General features: G+C 55.7%; 18 protein-coding genes. 6 read left to right on the plus strand and 12 right to left on the minus strand.

What is annotated here, in order from left to right; all coding sequences use genetic code 11:
* Positions 1-262: 262 nt before the first annotated feature.
* A complete protein-coding gene (locus tag JTP09_RS09780) occupies positions 263-895 on the plus strand; it encodes a superoxide dismutase (RefSeq protein ID WP_204878278.1) in 633 nt (210 codons plus the stop codon).
* 323 nt (positions 896-1218) lie between these two features.
* On the opposite strand, the gene JTP09_RS09785 is transcribed toward JTP09_RS09780, so the two are convergent.
* From JTP09_RS09785 to JTP09_RS09800, 4 genes are all read right to left on the minus strand, one after another.
* Positions 1219-2202: a thermonuclease family protein gene (locus JTP09_RS09785; RefSeq protein WP_204878279.1), complete on the minus strand. Its 984-nt coding sequence runs from the start codon at positions 2200-2202 to the stop codon at positions 1219-1221.
* Between the two features lie 10 nt (positions 2203-2212).
* Positions 2213-3037: an NUDIX domain-containing protein gene (locus tag JTP09_RS09790; RefSeq protein ID WP_204878280.1), complete on the minus strand. Its 825-nt coding sequence runs from the start codon at positions 3035-3037 to the stop codon at positions 2213-2215.
* A gap of 386 nt (positions 3038-3423) precedes the next feature.
* Positions 3424-3744, minus strand: a complete 321-nt coding sequence (locus JTP09_RS09795) for a putative quinol monooxygenase (RefSeq protein WP_204878299.1) — start codon at positions 3742-3744, stop codon at positions 3424-3426.
* 97 nt (positions 3745-3841) lie between these two features.
* A complete protein-coding gene (locus JTP09_RS09800; RefSeq protein ID WP_204878281.1) occupies positions 3842-4378 on the minus strand; it encodes a type 1 glutamine amidotransferase domain-containing protein in 537 nt (178 codons plus the stop codon).
* A gap of 255 nt (positions 4379-4633) precedes the next feature.
* Here JTP09_RS09800 and JTP09_RS09805 point away from each other — a divergent pair, with 255 nt between their 5' ends.
* From JTP09_RS09805 to JTP09_RS09815, 3 genes are all read left to right on the plus strand, one after another.
* Positions 4634-4849, plus strand: coding sequence for a helix-turn-helix transcriptional regulator (locus tag JTP09_RS09805; protein WP_204878282.1), 216 nt, complete (start codon positions 4634-4636; stop codon positions 4847-4849).
* A 2-nt stretch (positions 4850-4851) separates the two neighbouring features.
* Positions 4852-5328 (plus strand): hypothetical protein, encoded by a 477-nt coding sequence (locus tag JTP09_RS09810; RefSeq protein WP_204878283.1) that lies wholly within the window; start codon positions 4852-4854, stop codon positions 5326-5328.
* A gap of 165 nt (positions 5329-5493) precedes the next feature.
* Complete coding sequence (locus JTP09_RS09815; protein WP_204878284.1) at positions 5494-7023, plus strand: protein adenylyltransferase SelO family protein; 1530 nt, start codon at positions 5494-5496, stop codon at positions 7021-7023.
* A gap of 86 nt (positions 7024-7109) precedes the next feature.
* On the opposite strand, the gene JTP09_RS09820 is transcribed toward JTP09_RS09815, so the two are convergent.
* The 5 genes from JTP09_RS09820 to JTP09_RS09840 are packed head-to-tail and all read right to left on the minus strand — an operon-like array spanning position 7110 to position 13404.
* Complete coding sequence (locus tag JTP09_RS09820; RefSeq protein ID WP_204878285.1) at positions 7110-7940, minus strand: anchored repeat-type ABC transporter permease subunit; 831 nt, start codon at positions 7938-7940, stop codon at positions 7110-7112.
* Positions 7937-8689, minus strand: a complete 753-nt coding sequence (locus JTP09_RS09825; RefSeq protein ID WP_370592556.1) for an anchored repeat-type ABC transporter ATP-binding subunit — start codon at positions 8687-8689, stop codon at positions 7937-7939. The genes JTP09_RS09820 and JTP09_RS09825 overlap by 4 nt, the downstream gene beginning before the upstream one ends.
* Positions 8686-9720, minus strand: coding sequence for a choice-of-anchor M domain-containing protein (locus JTP09_RS09830; protein WP_239479208.1), 1035 nt, complete (start codon positions 9718-9720; stop codon positions 8686-8688). Before JTP09_RS09830 ends, JTP09_RS09825 begins: the two co-directional genes overlap by 4 nt.
* Positions 9721-9722: 2 nt before the next feature.
* Complete coding sequence (locus JTP09_RS09835) at positions 9723-11249, minus strand: anchored repeat ABC transporter, substrate-binding protein (protein WP_204878287.1); 1527 nt, start codon at positions 11247-11249, stop codon at positions 9723-9725.
* Entirely contained in the window at positions 11242-13404 is a 2163-nt protein-coding gene (locus JTP09_RS09840; RefSeq protein WP_204878288.1) for a TIGR03773 family transporter-associated surface protein, read from the minus strand. Before JTP09_RS09840 ends, JTP09_RS09835 begins: the two co-directional genes overlap by 8 nt.
* Positions 13405-13821: 417 nt before the next feature.
* Here JTP09_RS09840 and JTP09_RS09845 point away from each other — a divergent pair, with 417 nt between their 5' ends.
* Positions 13822-15060, plus strand: coding sequence for an NRAMP family divalent metal transporter (locus JTP09_RS09845; RefSeq protein WP_370592557.1), 1239 nt, complete (start codon positions 13822-13824; stop codon positions 15058-15060).
* A 384-nt stretch (positions 15061-15444) separates the two neighbouring features.
* On the opposite strand, the gene JTP09_RS09850 is transcribed toward JTP09_RS09845, so the two are convergent.
* The 3 genes from JTP09_RS09850 to JTP09_RS09860 all read right to left on the minus strand — a co-directional run bounded on the left by JTP09_RS09850 (position 15445) and on the right by JTP09_RS09860 (position 19596).
* Complete coding sequence (locus JTP09_RS09850; RefSeq protein WP_204878289.1) at positions 15445-16137, minus strand: GntR family transcriptional regulator; 693 nt, start codon at positions 16135-16137, stop codon at positions 15445-15447.
* Between the two features lie 117 nt (positions 16138-16254).
* Positions 16255-18006, minus strand: a complete 1752-nt coding sequence (locus JTP09_RS09855) for a biotin carboxylase N-terminal domain-containing protein (RefSeq protein ID WP_204878290.1) — start codon at positions 18004-18006, stop codon at positions 16255-16257.
* A gap of 9 nt (positions 18007-18015) precedes the next feature.
* A complete protein-coding gene (locus JTP09_RS09860) occupies positions 18016-19596 on the minus strand; it encodes a carboxyltransferase domain-containing protein (protein ID WP_204878291.1) in 1581 nt (526 codons plus the stop codon).
* Positions 19597-19792: 196 nt separating this feature from the next.
* Here JTP09_RS09860 and JTP09_RS09865 point away from each other — a divergent pair, with 196 nt between their 5' ends.
* Positions 19793-20566, plus strand: coding sequence for a 5-oxoprolinase subunit PxpA (locus JTP09_RS09865; protein ID WP_204878302.1), 774 nt, complete (start codon positions 19793-19795; stop codon positions 20564-20566).
* The last annotated feature ends 67 nt before the right edge of the window (positions 20567-20633 follow it).

Here is a 20633-nt window from a genome sequence, read left to right on the forward strand (position 1 = left end):
ATTGTTGCTGCAGGTGGCTTTCACTGGGGGGCCGGGGTTTTGATTGCTCATCGGGGTGCGCCTTTTGCTAGTTGAAGAGTTATGTACTTCTTGTAGGCAGTTCTTCACATTTTGGCGATGCTGGAACTGCCACTGAGGCGCGGGTGCATCCAGTGAATTTTCAGTTAGCTAACGGCAAATATTTGTGACTCACACCGCGACATAGCAGGTGAAAAGGTGTAGGCTCGACAATGAACTTGTTTTCTACTGAAAGGAACTCCTCATGGCTGAGAAGTACGTTTTGCCTGACCTCGACTACGATTACGCAGCACTTGAACCGCACATTTCTGCGCGCATCATGGAACTGCACCACTCAAAGCACCACGCAACCTACGTAGGCGGCGCGAACACTGCTCTTGAGAAGATGGAAGAAGCACGCGAAAAGGGCGACTTCGCCAACATCGGCAAGCTCTCCAAGGATCTGGCCTTCAACCTCGGTGGCCACACCAACCACTCCATCTTCTGGAAGAACCTCTCACCCGAGGGTGGCGACAAGCCCACCGGTGAGCTCGCAGCAGCGATCGATGATAACTTCGGTTCATTCGACTCTTTCCGCGCTCACTTTGAGAACGTAGCAACCACCATTCAGGGTTCTGGCTGGGCAATCCTGGCATGGGACACCGTCGGCAAGCGCCTTATCATCGAGCAGCTTTACGATCAGCAGGGCAACATCTCCGTTGCATTGATTCCCGTTCTGCAGCTGGATATGTGGGAGCACGCTTTCTACCTGGACTACCAGAACGTTAAGGGCGACTACGTCAAGGCATTCTGGAACATCGTGAACTGGGAAGACGTAGCAGCACGCTTCGACCGCGCAGTATCACAGACCAAGGGTCTGGTTATCCCTGAAGCCTAAGCCTTCAGTCTCTAGCTTTTATGAGTTAATAGCGCGCACCCGCGTCCTCACCTTTTCCACTAAAGAGGGGGGACGCGGGTGCTTTCGTGTGTACAGAAATAACGAAGTGACATCAAAGTTACAACGTGACACACCATGTGACACTCTTTTGTCACATGGTGTGTCACTTTGTCATATGAGGTGTCACTTACCCTTGCTAGCCGTGCTCAAACCTCTCATGCGTCCTCTTTCATGGAAAACAAATGCCCGCGTTCGCGCTATTCCCTCTACAGGGGAATGCGCGGACGCGGGCTGTCAACCTTTAGCGGTTTGGGGAATCTTTACTAACCTTCTTCTACAGGTGTTAAGCCTGCCTCAGCTAGTTCTTCATCAGTCAATGCGGGTTCTCTCGTTGGCTCCGGCTCAACTCCAATCGAGGGGTCATAAGATGGCTGTACCACTTCGGGCTCCTGACCGGGGCGAACGGGAGCAGCAGAAGCTCTCTCCTTATCAGCAGCCTTCACGCCATTCTGATCATAGTAGTTGCCGCCCAAAGCCTCTAATAAATCGGTCATCTTCAGGTGAGTAGGCTCCAGGGTAGTAATAGAACCTGCCCACGATGCCGGGTTAGTGGCGGTACGCTGCAAATCATTGTAAAAATCAGAAGCCTCGCGGTACACAATCTTTGCATCGTCTTCACTCAGCGAACCAGCACCCTGAACCGCCGAAATTTCACTGTTCAGCATATGCTGAATCGAGCACTCAGTATCGGGCGAGTAAACACCCTTACCCGCCTCAACAGCAGCCAACTGCGCCTCCGAAATTTCCTGATAAAACTTATCAGAGAAAGAAAGATAGGTAGCAGCACCAAAACCTTCAGCCACAACGGTGCGATTCACAAACTCTTCACCCTTATACACAGCCGCCTCAAGGTAACCAGAAGTACCCAAAGCCGCCGGATCAAAGTTCAAGGTCACCTCAGTACCAACAGGTAAAAGACCGCGCGTAAAATCAGTAGCTTCATTCACCAGACAGCTACCAGAAATATCAGCGCTACGTTCGTGAGGCGCCAAGACATTAATAAGGCGTACCTCGCGGTCTTTACCCTCAATATTCAAAACAAGGGTGTTACCGTTTCGCACCTCAACCACAGTACCCATAGTGCCATCGGGAAACTCCGGTGGCTTCGGCGTAACAACCTGTTGAGATGCAGGTGCTGTTTCAGTCGCTACCGCCATAGAATCACCAGCGTTATTTGCGGCGCTTGAGCATCCTACCAAAGCAGCAACACTCACCGCGCTAAGAGCCAAAAGACGTGAAAAATGCATCGAACAATCCTTAAAATTTGTGCTGGGCAACATCTTGCCCGTGAGTAGCACGGTACATACCAAGTGGACCCTGATCAGCGAAAGCCCGCGAATCATCATAACGGTACAGACGCGGCGGGCGGTGGCGGGTGCCTTCAACCCTACGTCCGGTATCGATAATAGACTTAGACGCCGCAATCTGACGGCGGAAATTCGCCGGATCAAGCGTGCGTCCCAAAATCGCCTCATACACCTCACGCAACTGCGCTAGAGTGAACTCCTCGCCCAGGAACGAGTGAGCGATGCGTGAATACTCCACCTTATTCTGCAAGCGGTACAGCGCGTACTCAACAATCTCATTATGGTCAAAAGCCAGCGTCGGCAAATCATCAGCCTTAAACCACTTGATGTTCTCATGCACACGAGTATGCGATACGTCAGTGGCAGGAATCGACGCCCAATACACCACCGACACCACACGCTCAGGATCAACCTGCGGCTCCACCGCACCCTCACGCATCCGACGATAATCAGGGGTGCGCTGCACATCACCAAATGCGTACAGCTGCTCAAGATACCCCGGCACAAGCCCCGTCGCACGCTTCAACGTAGAACCAGCAGCCTGCTCCAACGACTGATCACCTGGCAACGGACCACCCGGAAGAGCCCACTGACCCTTATACGGCTGACGCAAACGACGCACCAAAGGCAACCACAACGACTGATGCGACTCACCCTCACTACGCCGCAACGCCAAAATCACCGTAGAAACAGCCAATGACACCGACGCATGATCAGCCTCATGATGCTCAGCAGAATGGTCAAAGCTCTCAAGCTCAGACGGGGCAAAAGTCATAAAAGAATCTCCAGAATTAGGGACAACACACAAGGTGCAACACACCCATTCTAGTAAACGAAAATCCCCCACCCCCGCTCATAACCGCAGATACCCCCAGGCAAAAACAGTTAAGTCGCCTAAAATACCCCAAAATTAAGGGCGGACGCGCGCAACCGGTGAGGGGCGAACTCAGGACGCTGAGTCACAGGTAAGAGAGGCTGGCTCCCAACTACACCGCCTTAAAGCGAAAATACCGCACTCTGGGCGACCAAAATCACCCGAAATCTTTACCTTGCGAGAGCTTACTCAGCATTTTTTCACTGCTAAATCTATATGAGTGCCTGTAGGTTCAGCTTGGGTGCCCAGGGCTTTCTGGTTCGCTAAAAATCGGTGGGTGCTACGCACTAACCGATTTTTAGCTCACCCATCTCACCCCAGTCATCGCTATCAATAGTACGAGAAACAATCTTCGGAGTCTCCGCCAACCACGGCTTCATAGCCTCAAGACCCTTAGTAAAATGCTCCGAGTTCACGTGTGCCTCACCCGCATCATCATTAAAGGCCTCAACAAGAACAACCTCATTAGGGTTCTCAACGCTCAGCGACCACTCAAACCACTTGTTGCCCGGCTCCGCACGAGTAGCCTCAGTAAACTCGCGGGTAGCCTCCAAAAACTCTTCACGCTTGCCGTCTTTAATCTGGTACTTCACAACAATAAAAATCATCATTAACTCCTCACACAAAAACTGCCGAGAGCGCAATTTAAGACATGTTTTCGCGAAAAACGGTCTTAAATTGCACTCTCGCCTACTTCGCAAAACTTTACGCCAACTTCTCAATGATTGCAGCGTTGAACGCCTCAAGATCACTGGGGTTACGACTGGTCACCAAAGTACCGTCGATTGCAACTTCCTGATCAACCCAGTTCGCGCCAGCGTTCTTTAAATCCGGAGCAATCGACTCATAAGAGGTCAAGGTACGACCCTCAACAACACCGGAATCAATCAGCAACCACGGTGCGTGGCAGATCGCAGCAACAGGCTTTTCAGCATCCAAGAAAGCGCGAACCAGCGCACGCGCGTCCTTGTTCAAACGCATTGCATCAGCATTCAAAGTACCACCGGGAAGCAGCAGCGCGTCGTAGTCTTCAGCTTTTGCTTCAGAGACCTTGAGCTCGGGGGTGAAGAAATCCTTCTTTTCCCAGTCACCTTCCATACCCTGGAATTCTTTGCCGTCGGGGGACGCGAGGGTCACGGTTGCACCTGCACCTTCGAGTGCTTCGCGGGGTGAGGTGAGCTCAATCTGTTCCAACCCCTGTGATGCCAGCGCTAGAACTTTCTTGCCGGTTAGATCAGCCATGATGAACCCTTTCGTTGGTGAATAAACAGTTCACTTTCCATCCTGTCACCTTTGATGTGTGTACGGTGCCAGTGTGGGGCGCGTTCGCCCCGCGCTGACTTCTATGACGAAATGGGGAAATTTTATGGTGTCGCAGTTAATCAAACATGGAGCTGGTCCGGTCAGGAACAAGAGAGGCAGTGGCAGAAAATAAACCTTGTTATTTTGTAAAGAATAATTTACATTTTAAGAGAGATCTCGACCGAAAGAACATCTATGACAACGCAGGACGGCAGCACCAACATGGTGCGAAAGTTTAGACGCTGGAACGAACTGTCACAGGCAGAACTTGCCGAGCAAGCTGGTGTTTCACGCCAGACAATCGCCAATATCGAAAAAGGAAACTACGCGCCCTCGGTCTACCTAGCGCTCTCCATTTGCAGAGTCCTCGGCAAGACGGTGGAAGAAGTTTTCGACGAAGAACAGGACTAACCATGAGCTACAACGACAAAATACTTGAACGCTATGACACGTCAATGGATGACGAGTTTGAGCGGGAGGTGCTGTATCGGTCGATAGCTATTTCTTATACATGGCTGACCTTTGGTGTTTCGGTAGTGAGCGTAATACTGGCATGGGTTTTACCGGGACTGTATTCGTTGCTTTCCGCTTTGCCTATGGCACTGATAGGGCTTACACACTCAATTGGTGAGTCTTGGTTGCGTGAGCGAGCTCCTGTACCCCGTGTCAATAGTTCTTCAGGCGAGTATTTACTGATGTTCCTGCTGGCTTTAGCCTGGGTGTCGGGTGCCATTTTTCGTAGTTTCACAGTGCTGGGGTTGTGGGGTTTGCCTGGTTATTTGATGATGATTGGCTTTGCGACTATCGGCAGTGCCCTTACGCTGTACAGCTATAAAAAACGACGCGAGGACGACCGCGCTCGCCTGGACACTCAGCTCGACGAAGACTAGGTGCAGTGCAGAGGGAACGCCTTGCTCTTGAAACGTTTACTCCGCCCGAAAGTGCCATGACAGGGGTCAAATACACCTCCCTCGTGGCATTTTGAGGCGGGGTAAGGACGCGCGAGTAGGCTAAGCGCACGAGGGCGCCCTTGCCCTCCCCGATAGACTGAAGCTATGACGCCCACGCTTGAGAACACCTACGTCCAGTCCTTTCCGCAGTTGGCGGTGCAGGCTACCCCGGATATTCCTGAGGGTTCCCGCGTCACCTGGGTCAATGATGACCTAGCGCAAGAACTGGGTCTAGACTCCGACTGGTTAGCCACTGAGGGCATGGCGTGGCTGACCGGCACCTCAGCTGAAAACCCCACACCCCACGCTCTTGCCTACTCAGGTTTTCAGTTTGGCCAGCTCTCCCCGGTACTGGGTGACGGACGCGCGCACCTAGTAGGGGAGCTGAGTCGCGCGTCCGCACCCGGCGAAAGGGAAAAACAAAACCGCGTTGATATTCACCTCAAAGGTAGCGGTCTCACCCCCTTCTCACGTCCGGGTTCTGACGGTAAAGCACCTCTTTCGGCGGTCTGGCGTGAGGTTGTGATTGGTGAATCCCTGCACGCTTTGGGAGTGCCGACCTCGCGGGCGCTCGCCGTGATTGAAACCGGTGAGAAAATCCGCCGCCGCTCACCCCTGCCTGAGCCTGCGGGCATTGTGGTGCGTGTATCGTCCAGTCACCTGCGCGTGGGTACTTTTCAGTTTGCCCAGTACAACTGTGATACCGAAACCCGCAACCGATTAGTGGAGTACGCCCTGCATCGCCACTACCCACACCTGGCGGTGGGTGAAGCACCTGAGAATGCCCTGACCCTGTTGCGACAGGTGGTCGAAGAACAAGCGAAACTGGTTGCTCACTGGATGGGTTTGGGGTTCGTACACGGGGTTCTGAATACTGATAACGTCAGCATTTCTGGGCAGTCTATCGACTTTGGCCCCTGCGCTTTTATCGATGGGTTTTCCCGCGACGCTGTTTACTCTTCTATCGACCAGCAGGGGCGCTACAAGTACCGCAATCAGCCCGGTATTACTCACTGGAATCTGGCGCGTTTCGCTGAAACCCTGCTTGATCTGATTGACCCCAATGGCCCCAATCGTGCTATTGAGCGGGCGAAGCGGGTTCTTGATGAATTTGAGGACGCCTACGCTCACGCTCACACTCTGGCTTTTGCCGCGAAGCTGGGTCTTGATATGGGGCCGGATGCACCTGCCTATCTATTCGATGAGATCGCGGCTTTCATCGAAGGAACCCTTGATCTCATGGAACGCTTTAGCCTAGATTTCACCGGTTTCTTCAGGTCTTTGACCGATGGCGAAAACCCTTTCGCGGAGCACCCCTCAGACCTTTCGGTAACAGCCTGGCAGAAAGAGCTCACTGAGTTGCGTGTAGAAACAAAAACGTCGGACGCGCGTGCCCACGACCTCATGCACGCTAGCAATCCGGTGTATATGCCTCGCAATCTGGTTCTTGAAGAGACCCTGCGCGCGGTAGAAGCAGGTAACTCAGAACCTGTGGAGCAGTTACTGGCCGCAGTACGCGCACCTTATACGCGCGTCCTACAGCAAGACCTCACCGGGGCTCACGCCCAACTGGTCGCCGATCTTGAAAAAGCAGAGCCAAGCGCCCGCTTTTTTAGGAGCTTCTGCGGTACCTAATTCATACAGAGAGAGGACGTTTCATCGCGTAAAACATGTGATGAAACGTCCTCTTTTTCGTCACTGGGTGAGTACCTGAAGTTTATTTAGCGCAGGACGCGCGCACCTGCTGCGGTTGCCATAAACCCGGCGATCATGGTGAGCACGATGGTGCCGCCGACCGGTAGGTTGAAGGACCACGAAAGGTAGAGACCCACAGTGGAGCAGATGATGCCGAAGGCGGGGGAGAAGACCATCATGTGGCTGAGTTTGGTGCAGGCAAGACGCGCGGCGGAGGCGGGCACAACGATGAGTGCCAGAACCAGTACGTTGCCCAGGGTTTGTAGCGAAATAACCACGCTGATAGTCACGAGTACATAGAGCACTACATCAAGTAGCAGCACGGGCAACCCCATAGCGCGGGCGCTTTCTTTATCAAGGCTGACGGTGACAAAGCGGGAGTGGAATACTGCCAGGGTTGCCATGATGCCGGTGGCGATGAGTGCCGCCTGGGTAATGTCTGAGGTTGATACACCCACAATAGAGCCAAAGAGGAAGTCCTGCACCGACCCCGAGTAGCCCGGTTGCAGCGAGATAATCACAATGCCTAGGGCAAAAGAACCCGCAAAGAAAATACCAATGACGGAGTCTTCTTTGAGCTTCTGATTCTGGCTGAAAATAGCCACCAAAATAGCGGTGATGACGCCCGCTATCAGTCCGCCCAGCATGAGGTTAGTGCCCATGACGAAAGCGATAGCTAGCCCCGGAAAGACAGAGTGCGCCACCGCGTCCCCAATAAACACCATGCCGCGCATAACCACGTAGCAGCCCACCAAACCCGTCACGATGGACGAGATCACAACGGCAGCGAGGGCCTTGGCAAGAAAAGAGAGATTGGGGTTGAGCAAATCTCCCACAAATTCAAAAGGCGTAATCATGCTGTACCTTTCTGGTGAAGAGTCGGGGTTTGCTCGCTTCTGCCGGTGAGCCAGTGGTGAAGTTCTTGAACACTTAGGCTCCGCGCCGTGGCATCGAGTGCTAGAGTTTCGCGCACACCGACCAAGCGGGTGCAGGCTTCGCGTGCCGAGAGCATATCATGGGTAGACATGACGATGGTGAGCCCCTCAGCGGCTAACTCCCGGTAGAGGACGTTGAGCATGTCTTGGGTGGGAGCGTCCACTCCGGTAAAGGGCTCATCGAGCAGCAGAAGCTCGGGTGCGGCTGCCAGGGCACGCGCCAACAGCACGCGCTGACGTTGACCGCCTGAGAGCTCACCGATGATGCGCTGGGATAGGTGGTCGATGCCTGCTCGTTTGATTGCCGAGAAAACAGCTACCCAGTCATCGCTACTCGGACGCTTGAACAACCCCAGGTGGGCACTGCGACCGGTCATCACCGCGTCTTTGACGGTGATGGGAAAATCCCACTGAAACTGGTGCTTCTGCGGCACGTAACCAATGCGGGTGCGTGCTGAGGCGGGGGTGCTCCCCAAAATGCGAATCTCACCGGTAGCACCGGGTACTAATCCCAGCAAAGACCGCAGCAGGGTGGTTTTACCCGCGCCGTTAGCACCGATCAGCCCCACGAACTCCCCTCGTTCAACGGTGAGATTCACCTCGCTGAGAATGGTGCGTTTGCCGTAGCCAGCCCCCATATTCACCAGCGAAATAACCGGTGTTTCACTCACTTGATTTGCTCCTGGGCACGGCGCTGGTCGGCGGCTGACTTACGCATCATCAAGGCTACACCGCCACCAATCACAGCCAGCACGGCCACAATGCCCGCAATCAGAGCAGGGCTAATGCCGGTGCGCTCTTCGCTGACTGCCTCTGCACTGTCAGAGCTGTCAGCGGCGGGTACAGCAGCATCGGGCGTGCTCGCTGAATCATTTGCTGCTTCGGCGGAATCTGCGGTGAGGGGTTCTAGCTGGTCAGCTTGCGCGAAGACGTCCTCGGGGTTGGTCTGGCTACCGATAGCGAACTGGATGCGCTGGGTGTTGGCAACCTCGCTGCCGTCAGCGAGAGTAGCGTGTGCCGTTACTGTCACGAAGTAGGCACCGGGGGCGGTGAACACCCAGTTGGCGTGGGTGTGGGTGTTGGGTTCAACCCAGATATCTTGGGATTCGGGGGTGTTGGAGTTCCAGAGCACCTGGGGCGCTGAGAAGTTACCGTTCTCAAGGTAAACGGTGAGCTGACCGGGGCCCTCAACACGGTCGAGGGTGAGGGTCACTCCGCGTCCTAGTGCCTCAACAACCGCAGGGTCCTGGGTGTTCCAGCCGGGCCAGACAACGCCCTCAGCTTCGGTCTGCGGAATCACGTACACATCACTACCCGGAGCAGCATCTACAAAGGAGTAGCGCTCATCATCGGGTACCGGTAGCTTTGCGGCGTCCTTACCTACCAGCACCACGTCTTCCATCATGCGCCACACGGGGTTGGCAGTGGAGTCATCATGTACCATGAGCTGCCAGTTTCCGTCAATGAACTTGGGCCCCATATCAACGTGCCCAGCGTCGATGCTGACTCGACCGCTGGCAATGGGCTCATCGGAGGAAATCTTTTGTTCCAGCGCTTTTTCTTGTGCGCTTTTCACCTCGGCGGACGCGCTAGCATCGGGGGCTGCGGTTGCATCGTCGGCATGGGCGGCAAGGGGCATACACATGCCGGTGACAAGAGCCGCCACGGTGAGGGAACGAACGTAGGGTAGTTTCTCGGTCATATCTAGTTTCCTGAACATTCTGTAATGGTCTGCGCGTTGGAGCGCATCATGTCGATGTAATGGGGTGCGTTTGAATCAAGGCTGTCGGCGTAGAGCTGGCACAGGCGAACCCCGGAGTCTTCAGCGACTTGGGCAAGAATTGAGGTTTTCTCCATCTCGCCCCTGTTTATGTAGAGGGCTGAAATGTTGAGGTCCTCAATGGTTCGTCGCAGTCTGTTGCGCTGTTGAATACTGGGTTCACTGCCCGGTGCCGGGGTCACAAACCCGGCGGTTTCCAGGCCGTAAGTGCTTGCGAGATAGCGGTAACCGTCATGCGTTGTAATCAGGTTTTTGCGAGAATCTGGAAGGCTCGCATAGGCGTCGATGAGATCCCGGTTGAGCTGATCCAGCTCTGCCAGTAGAGCGGACGCGTTGGCGTTGTAGGCACTGGCGTGCTTGGGGTTAGCGGTAGCGAGGGTGTCTCGCATGAGCTCGACGCTTGCCTTAGCGTTGGGCACTGAATGCCAGATGTGCGGGTCGATTTCACCGTGAACATGCTTGCCCGCTACCGCCTGAGCCAGCAGGTACATTTGCTCCCCGCCTCTGCCCAGAAAACGGTACTGGGCACTGGCGGGTAGTTCCTGCAGAGTTTTGGAGGGCACGACCACAAGGGTTTTTTCTAGCTCGTGGTAGTGAACCTCTCCGTCGTGGTCGGTGCGAATCATCATGCGCCCTTGGTCAAGTTGCGCGGTGAGATCAGCATGCCCCCCATCAAGAATGTGAGTGTCGGTGCCCATCTGCTGCGCGACAGCAGTGGGGTCTTCACCCACTACAAAGTGCAGGGTGTGGGTGGGCACTTCGCCCAGGGAGGGGTCGCTACTGCTGGCAGAAACTTCCAGGGTATAGTGACCGCTGGCAGTGAAAGCCCACGAAAGGTGAGTGTGGGCATTCAGGGGTAGCTGGGTTGAACCCACCTGAGCGCGTCCTTGCTCAGAATCTGCAACGACCTCAACAGCACCAAAAGTTTGCGTGATGAAAGCTGCCAGCCTGCCGGGGCCTTGCGGGTTGGACGCGCTAAAAGTCGCGGTGTGCTCACCTGAGGTGTCTGCGTTACCAGCTTCAACGCGCAACCCCAGCCACACTGAATCGAGCGACGCATCTTCAACGATGGGTTGCAGTTTGCCGCCGTAGGTTTCGATGCCTTCGGCAACAGCCACGGAGGTTGCGTCCTGCGGCAAGTTCGCGCTGACGGTCTTCAACATCTTTTGCTGCTCAAGAAGTAACCCGTTAGTGAACGCAACATCAGCGTAGGCTATATCACGCACATCGCGCAGGGTCGGTTCGTAGGAGTGCGGGTCAGCCCCGTTGGGCACCAAAGAACTGACCTGCGCATAATCCCCACCAACACGAGCGGCGAAGTCGGCAAGAATGGGGGTGGTGGTAACAACCTTCAGTTGCTCACCGCCTGCACCGCCCGATGAAGGGGCTGTGCACGCGGTGAGCGCGAAAAGGCAGCTAGCTGCTAGAGCAAGAAGTTTTGTCTTACGCATTCTTACGCTGAGCACGACGCGCCAGCAGCAAGGTGCCGATGCCGGCTAACAGAGTGAGTACACCAAAACCGGCAAGCTGAGCGCTACTGAAACCGGTGTAGGCGAGCTTGCCCTGGGCTGAAGCCTCCTGAGCCTGTTTCAACTCGTTGTCGGAGAGGGTGCAATCAGCGCCTGATGAGGTTTTACCGACAATTTTCACTTTGGAGCCGTCGGGCTTGGTGACGATGCCGGTTGCAGTATCAACTGAACCCTGCGCGGTAGCTTTCTGCTCGGAACCCTGGGGTGCGCTCTCGTTCTTTGACTCAGTTTTAGCTTTCTCAGTATTCTGAGCTTCTGACTGCTCAGCAGGTGTCGCCGGAGGTACGGTTACATCGCCCACCACAAAGCGAAGCTCTGCTGATGTACTGGTGGGGGTGCCATCCTTGAGGGTGGCATGCCACGAAACGGTAGCGGTGTAAACACCCGGCGCTGAGAAAACCCAGTTACCGTGCTGGTGGGTGTTTAAAGGCACCTTGAAGGTATCGCCAGGAGCGTTGAACACGGTCTGACCCGCCGAACCGAAGTTGCCGGTGAGGAACACCGATAGCTTGCCGGGGCCGGTCACCGAGTCGAGTTTCAGCGTGGCATCACCCTTCACATTCTGCGACAGGGCTGAATCCTGGGTATTCCAACCCAGCCACGGCACGCCAGCCTCCTGAGTGCTGCCGATGAGGTAAACGTCGCTACCGGCAGGCGCAATATTCTCCATACCAGCGGGCATCTTCTTCTTCGCAGATTCTGAGAGCACAAACTCTACAGAGCGCGGAGCAACCCAACGAGCGGGGCTGGTGCGATCGTCCTTGATGGACGCGCTGAGCTGCTTACCGTTGAGAACCGCCCCGAAATCGAAGTGACCTTCGGTGAGCTGTTCACGCGATGAGTTATTGATGGTGAAAATGTGGGCACCGGTTGTTGCCTTATTGCCGGTGGTCTTGATGGTTGCGTCCTGAGATGACGCGGCACGGTCAGCAGTAGTCTTTTGCTCGGGAGCCTTTTCTACAACGACTTCAGTTGCCATGCACTTTTCAGCGGCGGGCTTTGGTGCGCTCTGTGGGGCTGATTGCTGAGCACCGCTGCGTGAATTGTTCTGAGAAGCAGGTGCAGGGTTTGCTGGTGCAGTGGGGGCAGGGGCTTGCTGGGGTGTGTTCTGCTCGTCTGTCTTACCGGCTTCTGCTGCGGGTTGTTCAGGCGCGTGATAATGCCCGTCATGGTTCTCTGCCTTATTATCGGCCGGAGCAGATTCTGCCAACTCAGCGAAGGTCGGTGCGGGGGAGGTCGCGCTCTCGTCCTTAGTAGGCTGAACGCTCTCGTGCGGAGGTGCTGGCGTGCTGGGCTGGGTCGTAGGTGATTCCTTTACCGGGGTGGCAGTGGGCGCGGACGCGCTGGGCTGCTCGGTAGCCTCGGGTGACGGTGACGCTGTGTCATTCTTTTCAGGTGCAACTTCATCTGCAGGCAGATCGCCCACTACGAAGGTGAAGTCCTGGGTATCTTCAAGGGGGGCGCCATCCACCGTTTCACCGGTGACCTTAAAGGTCAGAGTATAAGTGCCTGCATGGGTAAAAGCCCAGTTCGCGTGAACGTGCGAGGCAACGGGCTGGGTGTACTTCTTAACGTCCTCGTCACTGCTCCACACGCGGGTGGGGGCACCAAACGCGCTGTCCTGGAAAACCTCAACAGAACCACCCTGCGGGGTTTTTGCGTCCACCAGTTCCATGACCAAAGAGTCATTCTTCACCTTACCGCGGGAGATATCTTCGGTGTTCCAACCGGGCCAAATTACCCCATCGCGCTGAGTCTGCGGAGCGAACCATACCTGGGTGCCGGGCTGGGCAATGAACTCATAGCCAGCAGGAACCTCTACCCTGGTTGCCTCATGATCGGGCAGATGAAAAATAGTGGTGGCAGGGTCTAGCTTGCTGCGCATCTTGCCAGGCAAATCAGCGTAAGAGAAAACCTTAAGGGCGTTACCCTGAAGGTCCATCGCAATGGCATCAGTGTGGACACCAGCAACAACGGTGGTGTTCTCGGGCAGTGCGTGAGCTGAGATGCCCGGAAGGGCAATGCTGAGCGCAAGAGATCCGGTAAAGAGCGCGCGCTTAAAGTTTTGGTGAGCCATGGCAGCGATGCTGTGCTTTCTACTAGAAGTTTTGAAAATGATTCCCAAACAACAATAACATGATAATGAGAACCGTTATCAATTAAGTTGTGGTGAAACGGTGCCACTGCTTTCCTCTGTGCCAGAAAGGGCTAGTTTGCACCCCTGAAAACACCCCGTCTACCTTCACCTCCCCCAGTGCATGAGCCTTTACGCTGACCTCGCTTGCTGTCAGCGCCCTGGTCATCAAGCCGCCGCCGCGCGTCTTGACCTTATCTAGCAGTCAGAAAAAAGGGGACGTTCTCCGCGGGAAGACCGTGGGGAACGCCCCTTTTTGCCTGCCCCACTTGCAGGATTGTTCAACAATCTCTATATTGTGACTAGTATCTATGACACACGCAATATTTGAGCGTCTTCCTCTTCTGATTAGGAGCCATTGTGGCTGAGAATTTTAACCCTGCGGACGCGCGTCCGCAGCGATCGGTGAAAGGTCGCCGTTCGGCGCTCATCGGTTCGCTCTTTTTGATGGCAACCAGCGCCATCGGTCCGGGCTTCATTACACAGACCGGTCAGTTTACCTACCAGTTAGGTGCCGCTTTCGCGTTTGCGATTCTGGTGTCAATCATTATCGACATCGCGGTGCAGCTGAATGTTTGGCGTGTTATTGGTGTTTCGGGGCGTAAAGCGCAGGAGCTGGCGAATGCCGTTCTCCCTGGGTTGGGCATGTTTTTGGCGGTGCTTGTTGCCCTCGGCGGTTTCGTCTTTAACGTGGGCAACGTTGCCGGTGGCGGTTTGGGCATGGATTCCATGCTGGGTCTTGACCCGAAACTCGGTGGTATCTTGACCGCTGTTTTGGCAATCGCCGTTTTTGTATCACGTAAGGCAGGTATGGCTCTGGACCGCGTTGTGGTTGTGTTGGGTATCATCATGATTCTGGCAACTGCTTACGTTGCTGTTGTATCTAACCCGCCTGTGGGTGAGGCGATGCGTAACTTCGTCATGCCTGAGACCGTTGATTTTGCTGTCATTACGACCCTGGTGGGTGGCACCGTGGGTGGCTACATTACCTATGCGGGTGCGCACCGCATGATTGACGCCGGTGTTTCGGGTGTTGAGTCCGTGACCGATATTGCCCGGTCTTCGGTGACCGGCATTATTATCACCGGCGTGATGCGTTTCTTGCTGTTCCTGGCGATTTTGGGTGTTGTTGCTACCGGTATTGAACTGTCAACGGAAAGCTCGATTGCCGGTCAGGCGTTTGGTGTTGCCGCTGGTGAGATCGGTACCCGTCTGTTTGGTCTGATTTTGTGGGGTGCGGCGATTTCGTCTGTGATTGGTGCTGCATATACTTCGGTGTCGTTCTTGACGACTTCTCGCACTTCGGTGGGTGTGAAGAACGGTTTGACCATCGGCTTCATTGTAGTTTCGACCGTTGTTTTTATGTCGCTGGGTAAGGCTCCTGCGACGCTGCTGATTGTGGCGGGCGCGGTGAACGGTCTGATTCTGCCGGTTGGTTTCGGTGTGCTCTTGTTTGTGGCGACTTTCCGTGCGAAGACCTTGCTGGCGGGGTATAAGTACCCGGTGTGGCTGTTGGTTGTGGGTTGGGCGTCCTGGTTGCTGACCATCTACTTGGGTTGGAACTCTTTGGGTGGCATTGCGAAGCTATGGCAAGGCTAGCAACCAATTTTCCGAGTGAGTGAGGAAGCAAAAATTGGTTGCTAGCGCTGGGCACAGCGTCAGCGGCCCAGCGTGGGAGAGTGTGAGCGTAGCGAACGCGGTCTTTTCCGAGTGAGTGAGGAAGCAAAAATTGGTTGCTAGCGCTGGGCACAGCGTCAGCGGCCCAGCGTGGGAGAGTGTGAGCGTAGCGAACGCGGTCTTTCCCGAGCTGGCAGATTGGTCGCATCCGTAATTCACCTTTTATTGCATAATTCACCTCTTCTGCAGAGGTGAATCGTGCGTTAAAGGGAGAATCGCCGGTTGCTGGGGGCACTGCCACCGCAGTAACGGGCGGACGTAATGTCAGCCCTCTCTCCCTTGCATCTGCTCGCGCTATCCCCTGCTTTAGACCCTGCCCGCAAAGTAGGCTGCTGATTCTTCAAGGTACCCGTGCAGGTAGTCCCGTGCCTGGGGTTTCTGTCCGTTTTCTATCAGTTGCAGTAGGTGGGCGTTCTTGTCGATGAAGGGTGCATGAAAATCCGGCACGGTTGTCATGGAGTGAAAGAGTAGGCGCATTTCGGCTAGTGCGTGTGCCATGAGTGCGTCCAATCTGGGGCTACCCGCCAGCGCCACGAGTCCGCGGTGAAAATTTTGGTTGGCTGCCGCCATGCCCGCCGCTGATTTTCGCTCGCGGTGGGCAGCAGATTCTGTGATGATAGCGCGCAGTTTCGTATGCTCCCTGGTGGGTGCCAGATCAATAGCTGCCCCCTCAAGTGCTAGGCGCAGGGTAAAAAGTTCCTGAATTTGCTGGGCATCGGGAACCACCACAAACACCCCGCGGTTGGGTACGCGCGTCACCAGGTGTTCGGCTTCTAGCGCGGTAAACGCCTGGCGTAGGGTATTACGCGAGATGCCCAGCTGCTCGGTCAGCTGCACTTCGCCCAGCTTTGCTCCCGGCGCTAGCACACCCTGAATCATGGCTTCCCGCAATACCTGCGCCGCCCATACGGGTGCGTGGGTGTGGTTGGTTGGGGTGGACGCGTCCACCAACTCGCTCAGTAGCATGGGGGCGTTTGTGGTTGGGGAAGAAAAGTTCACAGTGCATCACTTTAGTCGGTGTATTTAAAGATTCACCGAGAAAGTACGGGACTACGGCGAAAGTACCAGCCGTAGAGATACTGCTTTCACCGTAATCCCGTGTTTTTTCGTCAACTCCTAGAACTGAACCAATACTTGCCCGGCGTTGACGCGCGTCCCGGGTTCTACCGGCAGGGCAGATACTACGCCGCTAACGTCTGCGGTGACGGGTACCTCGGTTTTCATGGCTTCAAGTACGGCAACCTGCTGACCGGTTTCAACACTGTCACCAACGGCAACCTCAAAGCGCAGTAGATTGCCGCTCATGGGTGAGGTGACCTCGGGTGCGCGCGCGTCTGCCACCTCCCCGCCAGCATTGCCAGCGCCTGCACTATTGCCGAAAGAAGCGAAGATAGAATCTGGAATTCCTACTTGGGTAGATACCCCGTTCACTTCGAGGTTGAAGCGGGTGACGCCGGTGCCCGGAAAGCTCGTGGCACCTACGGGTAGCAGCCCGCCGCGGTAGTTTTCATCGGGTAGCAGGTCGTCGCCCAGTTCGTTTTCGATCCAGGTGGTGTACACCTTTAACCCGTCGTTTGAGGTGAAGTCAGGGTGTTCCATGACTCGGCGGTGAAAGTCTATGACGGTTGAAATGCCCTGAATTTCTAGCTGTCGCAGGGCCTGTCGTGCGCGTCGAATCGCTTGCTGGCGCGTCGGGGCACTCACGATCAGTTTGGCGAGCAGGGAGTCAAAGTCGCCTGAGCTCACGGTACCCGCACGTACCCCTGAATCCCAGCGAATGCCGGGACCTGTAGGCACACTGATGGAGGTGATTTCGCCGGCAGCGGGTAGAAAACCTCGTGCTGGGTCTTCAGCGTTAATGCGGAATTCAAAGGCATGTCCGCGCGGTTCTGGCATCTGGGTGAAGGGCAGCGGCTCACCGGCGGCGAGGGCGAATTGCAGCTGCACCAGATCAACGCCGGTGACTTCTTCGGTGATGGGGTGCTCTACCTGAATACGGGTGTTTACTTCGAGAAAGGAGATAGCGCCATCAACGGCGACCAAAAATTCGGTGGTGCCCACGCCCACGTACCCGGCTCGCTTGAAAATATTGGCGGACGCGCGCACAATCTGCTCTTCTTGCGTCGAGCTTAAAAAGGGCGCGGGGGCTTCCTCGACCAGTTTTTGGTGTCGTCGTTGCAGGGAACAGTCGCGGGTGCCGATGACGACGGCGTTGCCGTGGACGTCCGCCGCTACCTGGGCTTCGACATGGCGAGGGGTGTCTAAGAAGCGCTCTACGAAGCAGTCGCCGTTGCCGAAGGCACCGATGGCTTCGCGTGATGCCGAGTCGAAGGCGTCCTCAATTTCATCTAGGGAGCGTACTACTCGCATGCCACGTCCGCCGCCACCGTGGGCGGCTTTGATAACTACAGGTAGACCGTGTTCTTCAGCGAAGGCGCGGGCTTCTGCTGCGTCCGCCACCGGTCCGTCGGTGCCAGGAGCCAGTGGAGCGTCTACTGCCATTGCAATGTCGCGTGCTGCTACCTTGTCGCCCAGGGCGGTGATGGTCTCTGGTGAGGGACCAATCCAGGTGAGACCGGCATCTATAACAGCGCGGGCAAAATCGGCGTTTTCTGCCAAAAAGCCGTAGCCGGGGTGTACATCGGTGGCACCTGATTTTTTGGCGATTTCAAGCACTTTCTCGATGTTGAGGTAGGTCTCTGCCGGTGAACTGCCTTCAAGGGCGTGGGCTTCGTCTGCTAAGACAGTGTGCAGGGCGTGGGCATCAGCGTCGGCGTAGATGGCAATGCTGGTAAAACCTGCATCGGCGCAGGCATTGATGATGCGAACGGCGATTTCGCCGCGGTTGGCAATGAGAATTTTACGCATGAGGGTTCCTTAGTTGGCGGGGTCGATGAAAGTGAAAGTGACGCGGGTTGTCGGTGGTGCTTGGGCAAGTAGCCGCAGGTCGGCTGGGTGTACGCTGGCGATTACGGGGTAGCCGCCGGTGACCGGTCTGTCGCTGAGAAAAATAACCGGTTCACCGTTGGGTGGCACCTGGATGGCGCCGGTGACCATGCCTTCGCTGGGCAGCTCGCCTTCACGGGAGCGTTGCAAGACCGGCGTTGTAGAATCCCGCGGATTTTCGGGGGTAAGCCTCACACCGATGCGGTCACTGGAGTCGCTCACCTGCCAGCTGGTTGCGGTAAATTTCTCTAGCGATTCGGTGGTGAACCAGTCATCGCGTGGTCCGGCAGTGACGCGCAGGGTGATGCTTTCGCTGGGCACATCGAGTGGACGCGCGCCTACCGCTACGGCACTTGCTGGCAGGTTGGCGGTGTAGAGGGTTTGCCCGGTGGTTAGCGGTGGTGCTCCTAGACCAGAGAGGGTGTCTCGTGAGGTGCTGCCTGCTTCAACCGGTGCTTCAAAGCCACCGCGCAGTGCCAGGTAGGTGCGTAGCCCACCGGTGGTGGGGCCCAGTTGCAGGGTTTCGCTGGGTTTGAGGGCGAAGGCTTTGTATAGCCGAACTGTTCGGGGTGTTTTATCGTTAGCCTCATCGGGGGAGGTTACTGTTGCTGATACCTGTGCGCCGGTCACCGCGAGCACGATATCGTCGGTGGCGGTTAGTTTCAGTCCGCCGCCTAAGTTTTCAAGAAGAGTAACCGTCACAGCGTTACCTACTAGGCGGTTCGCTTCGTGGGCGGCAGCAATGTCAGCAAACCCAGAAGGTGAGACTCCCCAGTGGCTCAAGCCGTCGCGTCCGCCGTCTTGATACACCGTCTGAAGACCGGGAGCATCAAGGCGGGCAACACCTTTTTCAGGGGGTTGTGGGGGATTAACGCTTGCGGACGCGGGAATCTCCACGAGCTCCCGCACAGGCTTGAATTGCACTGTGTTGCCCGGCTCTAAGAGGGCGGGTGGGTTCTGGGTGAGATCCCACAGGGGGGCGTTGGTATGCCCGATCAGCTGCCAGCCACCTGGGGATGAACGCGGGTAAATCCCGGAAAGTTGCCCGGCAAGTCCTACTGAACCTGCTGGAACGGAGGTGCGCGGGGTGGCTCGTCTGGGTACGTCCATAGTGTTGTCGGGTGCGTGCAGGTAGAAGAAGCCGGGAGCGAAACCCGCAAAAGCTACCTGCCAGCTGGCGCTGCTGTGCTTTGTGATGACTTCTTCAACGCTGAGACCGGTAGCGTTGGCAACATCATTGAGGTCCTCGCCGGTATAGACGGTTTCAATGATGCGCGTGGTCGTCTGCGTTCCTGTGGTTTCGCTGTGTTCGGGCACGGTAAATGAGGTAATGAATGATTCAGTCTGCTGCGGGGTGGCAAAGTGAACCAGTACAGTTTGTGCCGCCGGGATCAGCTCAATCTGCCCGGGGGTAGGATGCTCGGTGAGGTGGGCGTGTACGCTGAGGGCGTGTTGCAAAGAGTTGCAATCAACCAGCGCGTAGTTGAGTGAAAACCGTTTGATGCGCGTCATGTACCCTACCTTGGTGTGAATGGGTGCGGGTGAAACCGCACACTTAAGATTGTTCAACAATCTTGACAGGTGTGCCCTGCTTCACGCAACAATAGATACAGATATATCGTAGCCGAAACGTCAATTGAGTATTTTTTTAACCAAAATATGTATTTACCGGCAGCCTCGGCGCACCTCCCAGTAGAAAAGAGCACCTATCGTGCATATTGACCTCAATTCAGACTCCGGTGAGTCTTTCGGTTCTTGGAACATGGGCGACGATGCGGCGATGATGCGCATCGTCTCTTCCGCCAACATTGCCTGCGGTTATCACGCGGGTGACCCTTCCGTGATGCGAACCACCTGCACCGCTGCTGTTGCAAACAATGTGACTATCGGTGCCCACGTCGCCTACCCTGACCTGCCCGGTTTTGGTCGGCGTTTCATCGATATGACCCCCACCGAACTGACGGACGCGGTCATCTACCAGATTGGTGCCTTGCAAGCTGTCGCTGCGCTCGCCGGGGGCAAAGTCTCCTACGTCAAACCTCACGGCGGTTTGTACAACACTATCGTTCACCATGAGGCACAAGCCCAAGCCGTTGCTACCGCTATCGCTGAGCTTAACCGTGCGTCTGGTACCAATCTCTCACTCTTGTGTCTGCCCGGTAGCGTGGTGGTAGAAAAATCTCAGAAAGCTGGCGTTGAGGTTTTTTACGAGGCTTTCGCAGACCGCGGCTACACCTCGCAGGGTACTTTGGTATCGCGCCGTGAAGCTGACGCGGTAATCCATGATCCTGTTCAGGTGGCAGCTCGCGTGGTGAAAATGGCGTTAGAGAAGAAAGTGATTGCCGCTGACGGTACTGAAATCGCTTTGGACGCTCACAGCGTGTGCGTACACGGTGATACTGCCGGCGCTGTTGGTATTGCCCGCGCGGTGCGCGCGGCACTTGAGGTAGAGGGTGTACAGATTTCGGCGTTTTCAGTCTAAATACTTAGCTCAGCGCTAACTTGCCCAGTGCTGAGGTGGCGTGAAGATGCAGCCGGTGAGCACAAAA

This window comes from Rothia sp. ZJ1223 (assembly GCF_016900985.1).
In the GTDB taxonomy this organism is placed as follows: domain Bacteria; phylum Actinomycetota; class Actinomycetes; order Actinomycetales; family Micrococcaceae; genus Rothia.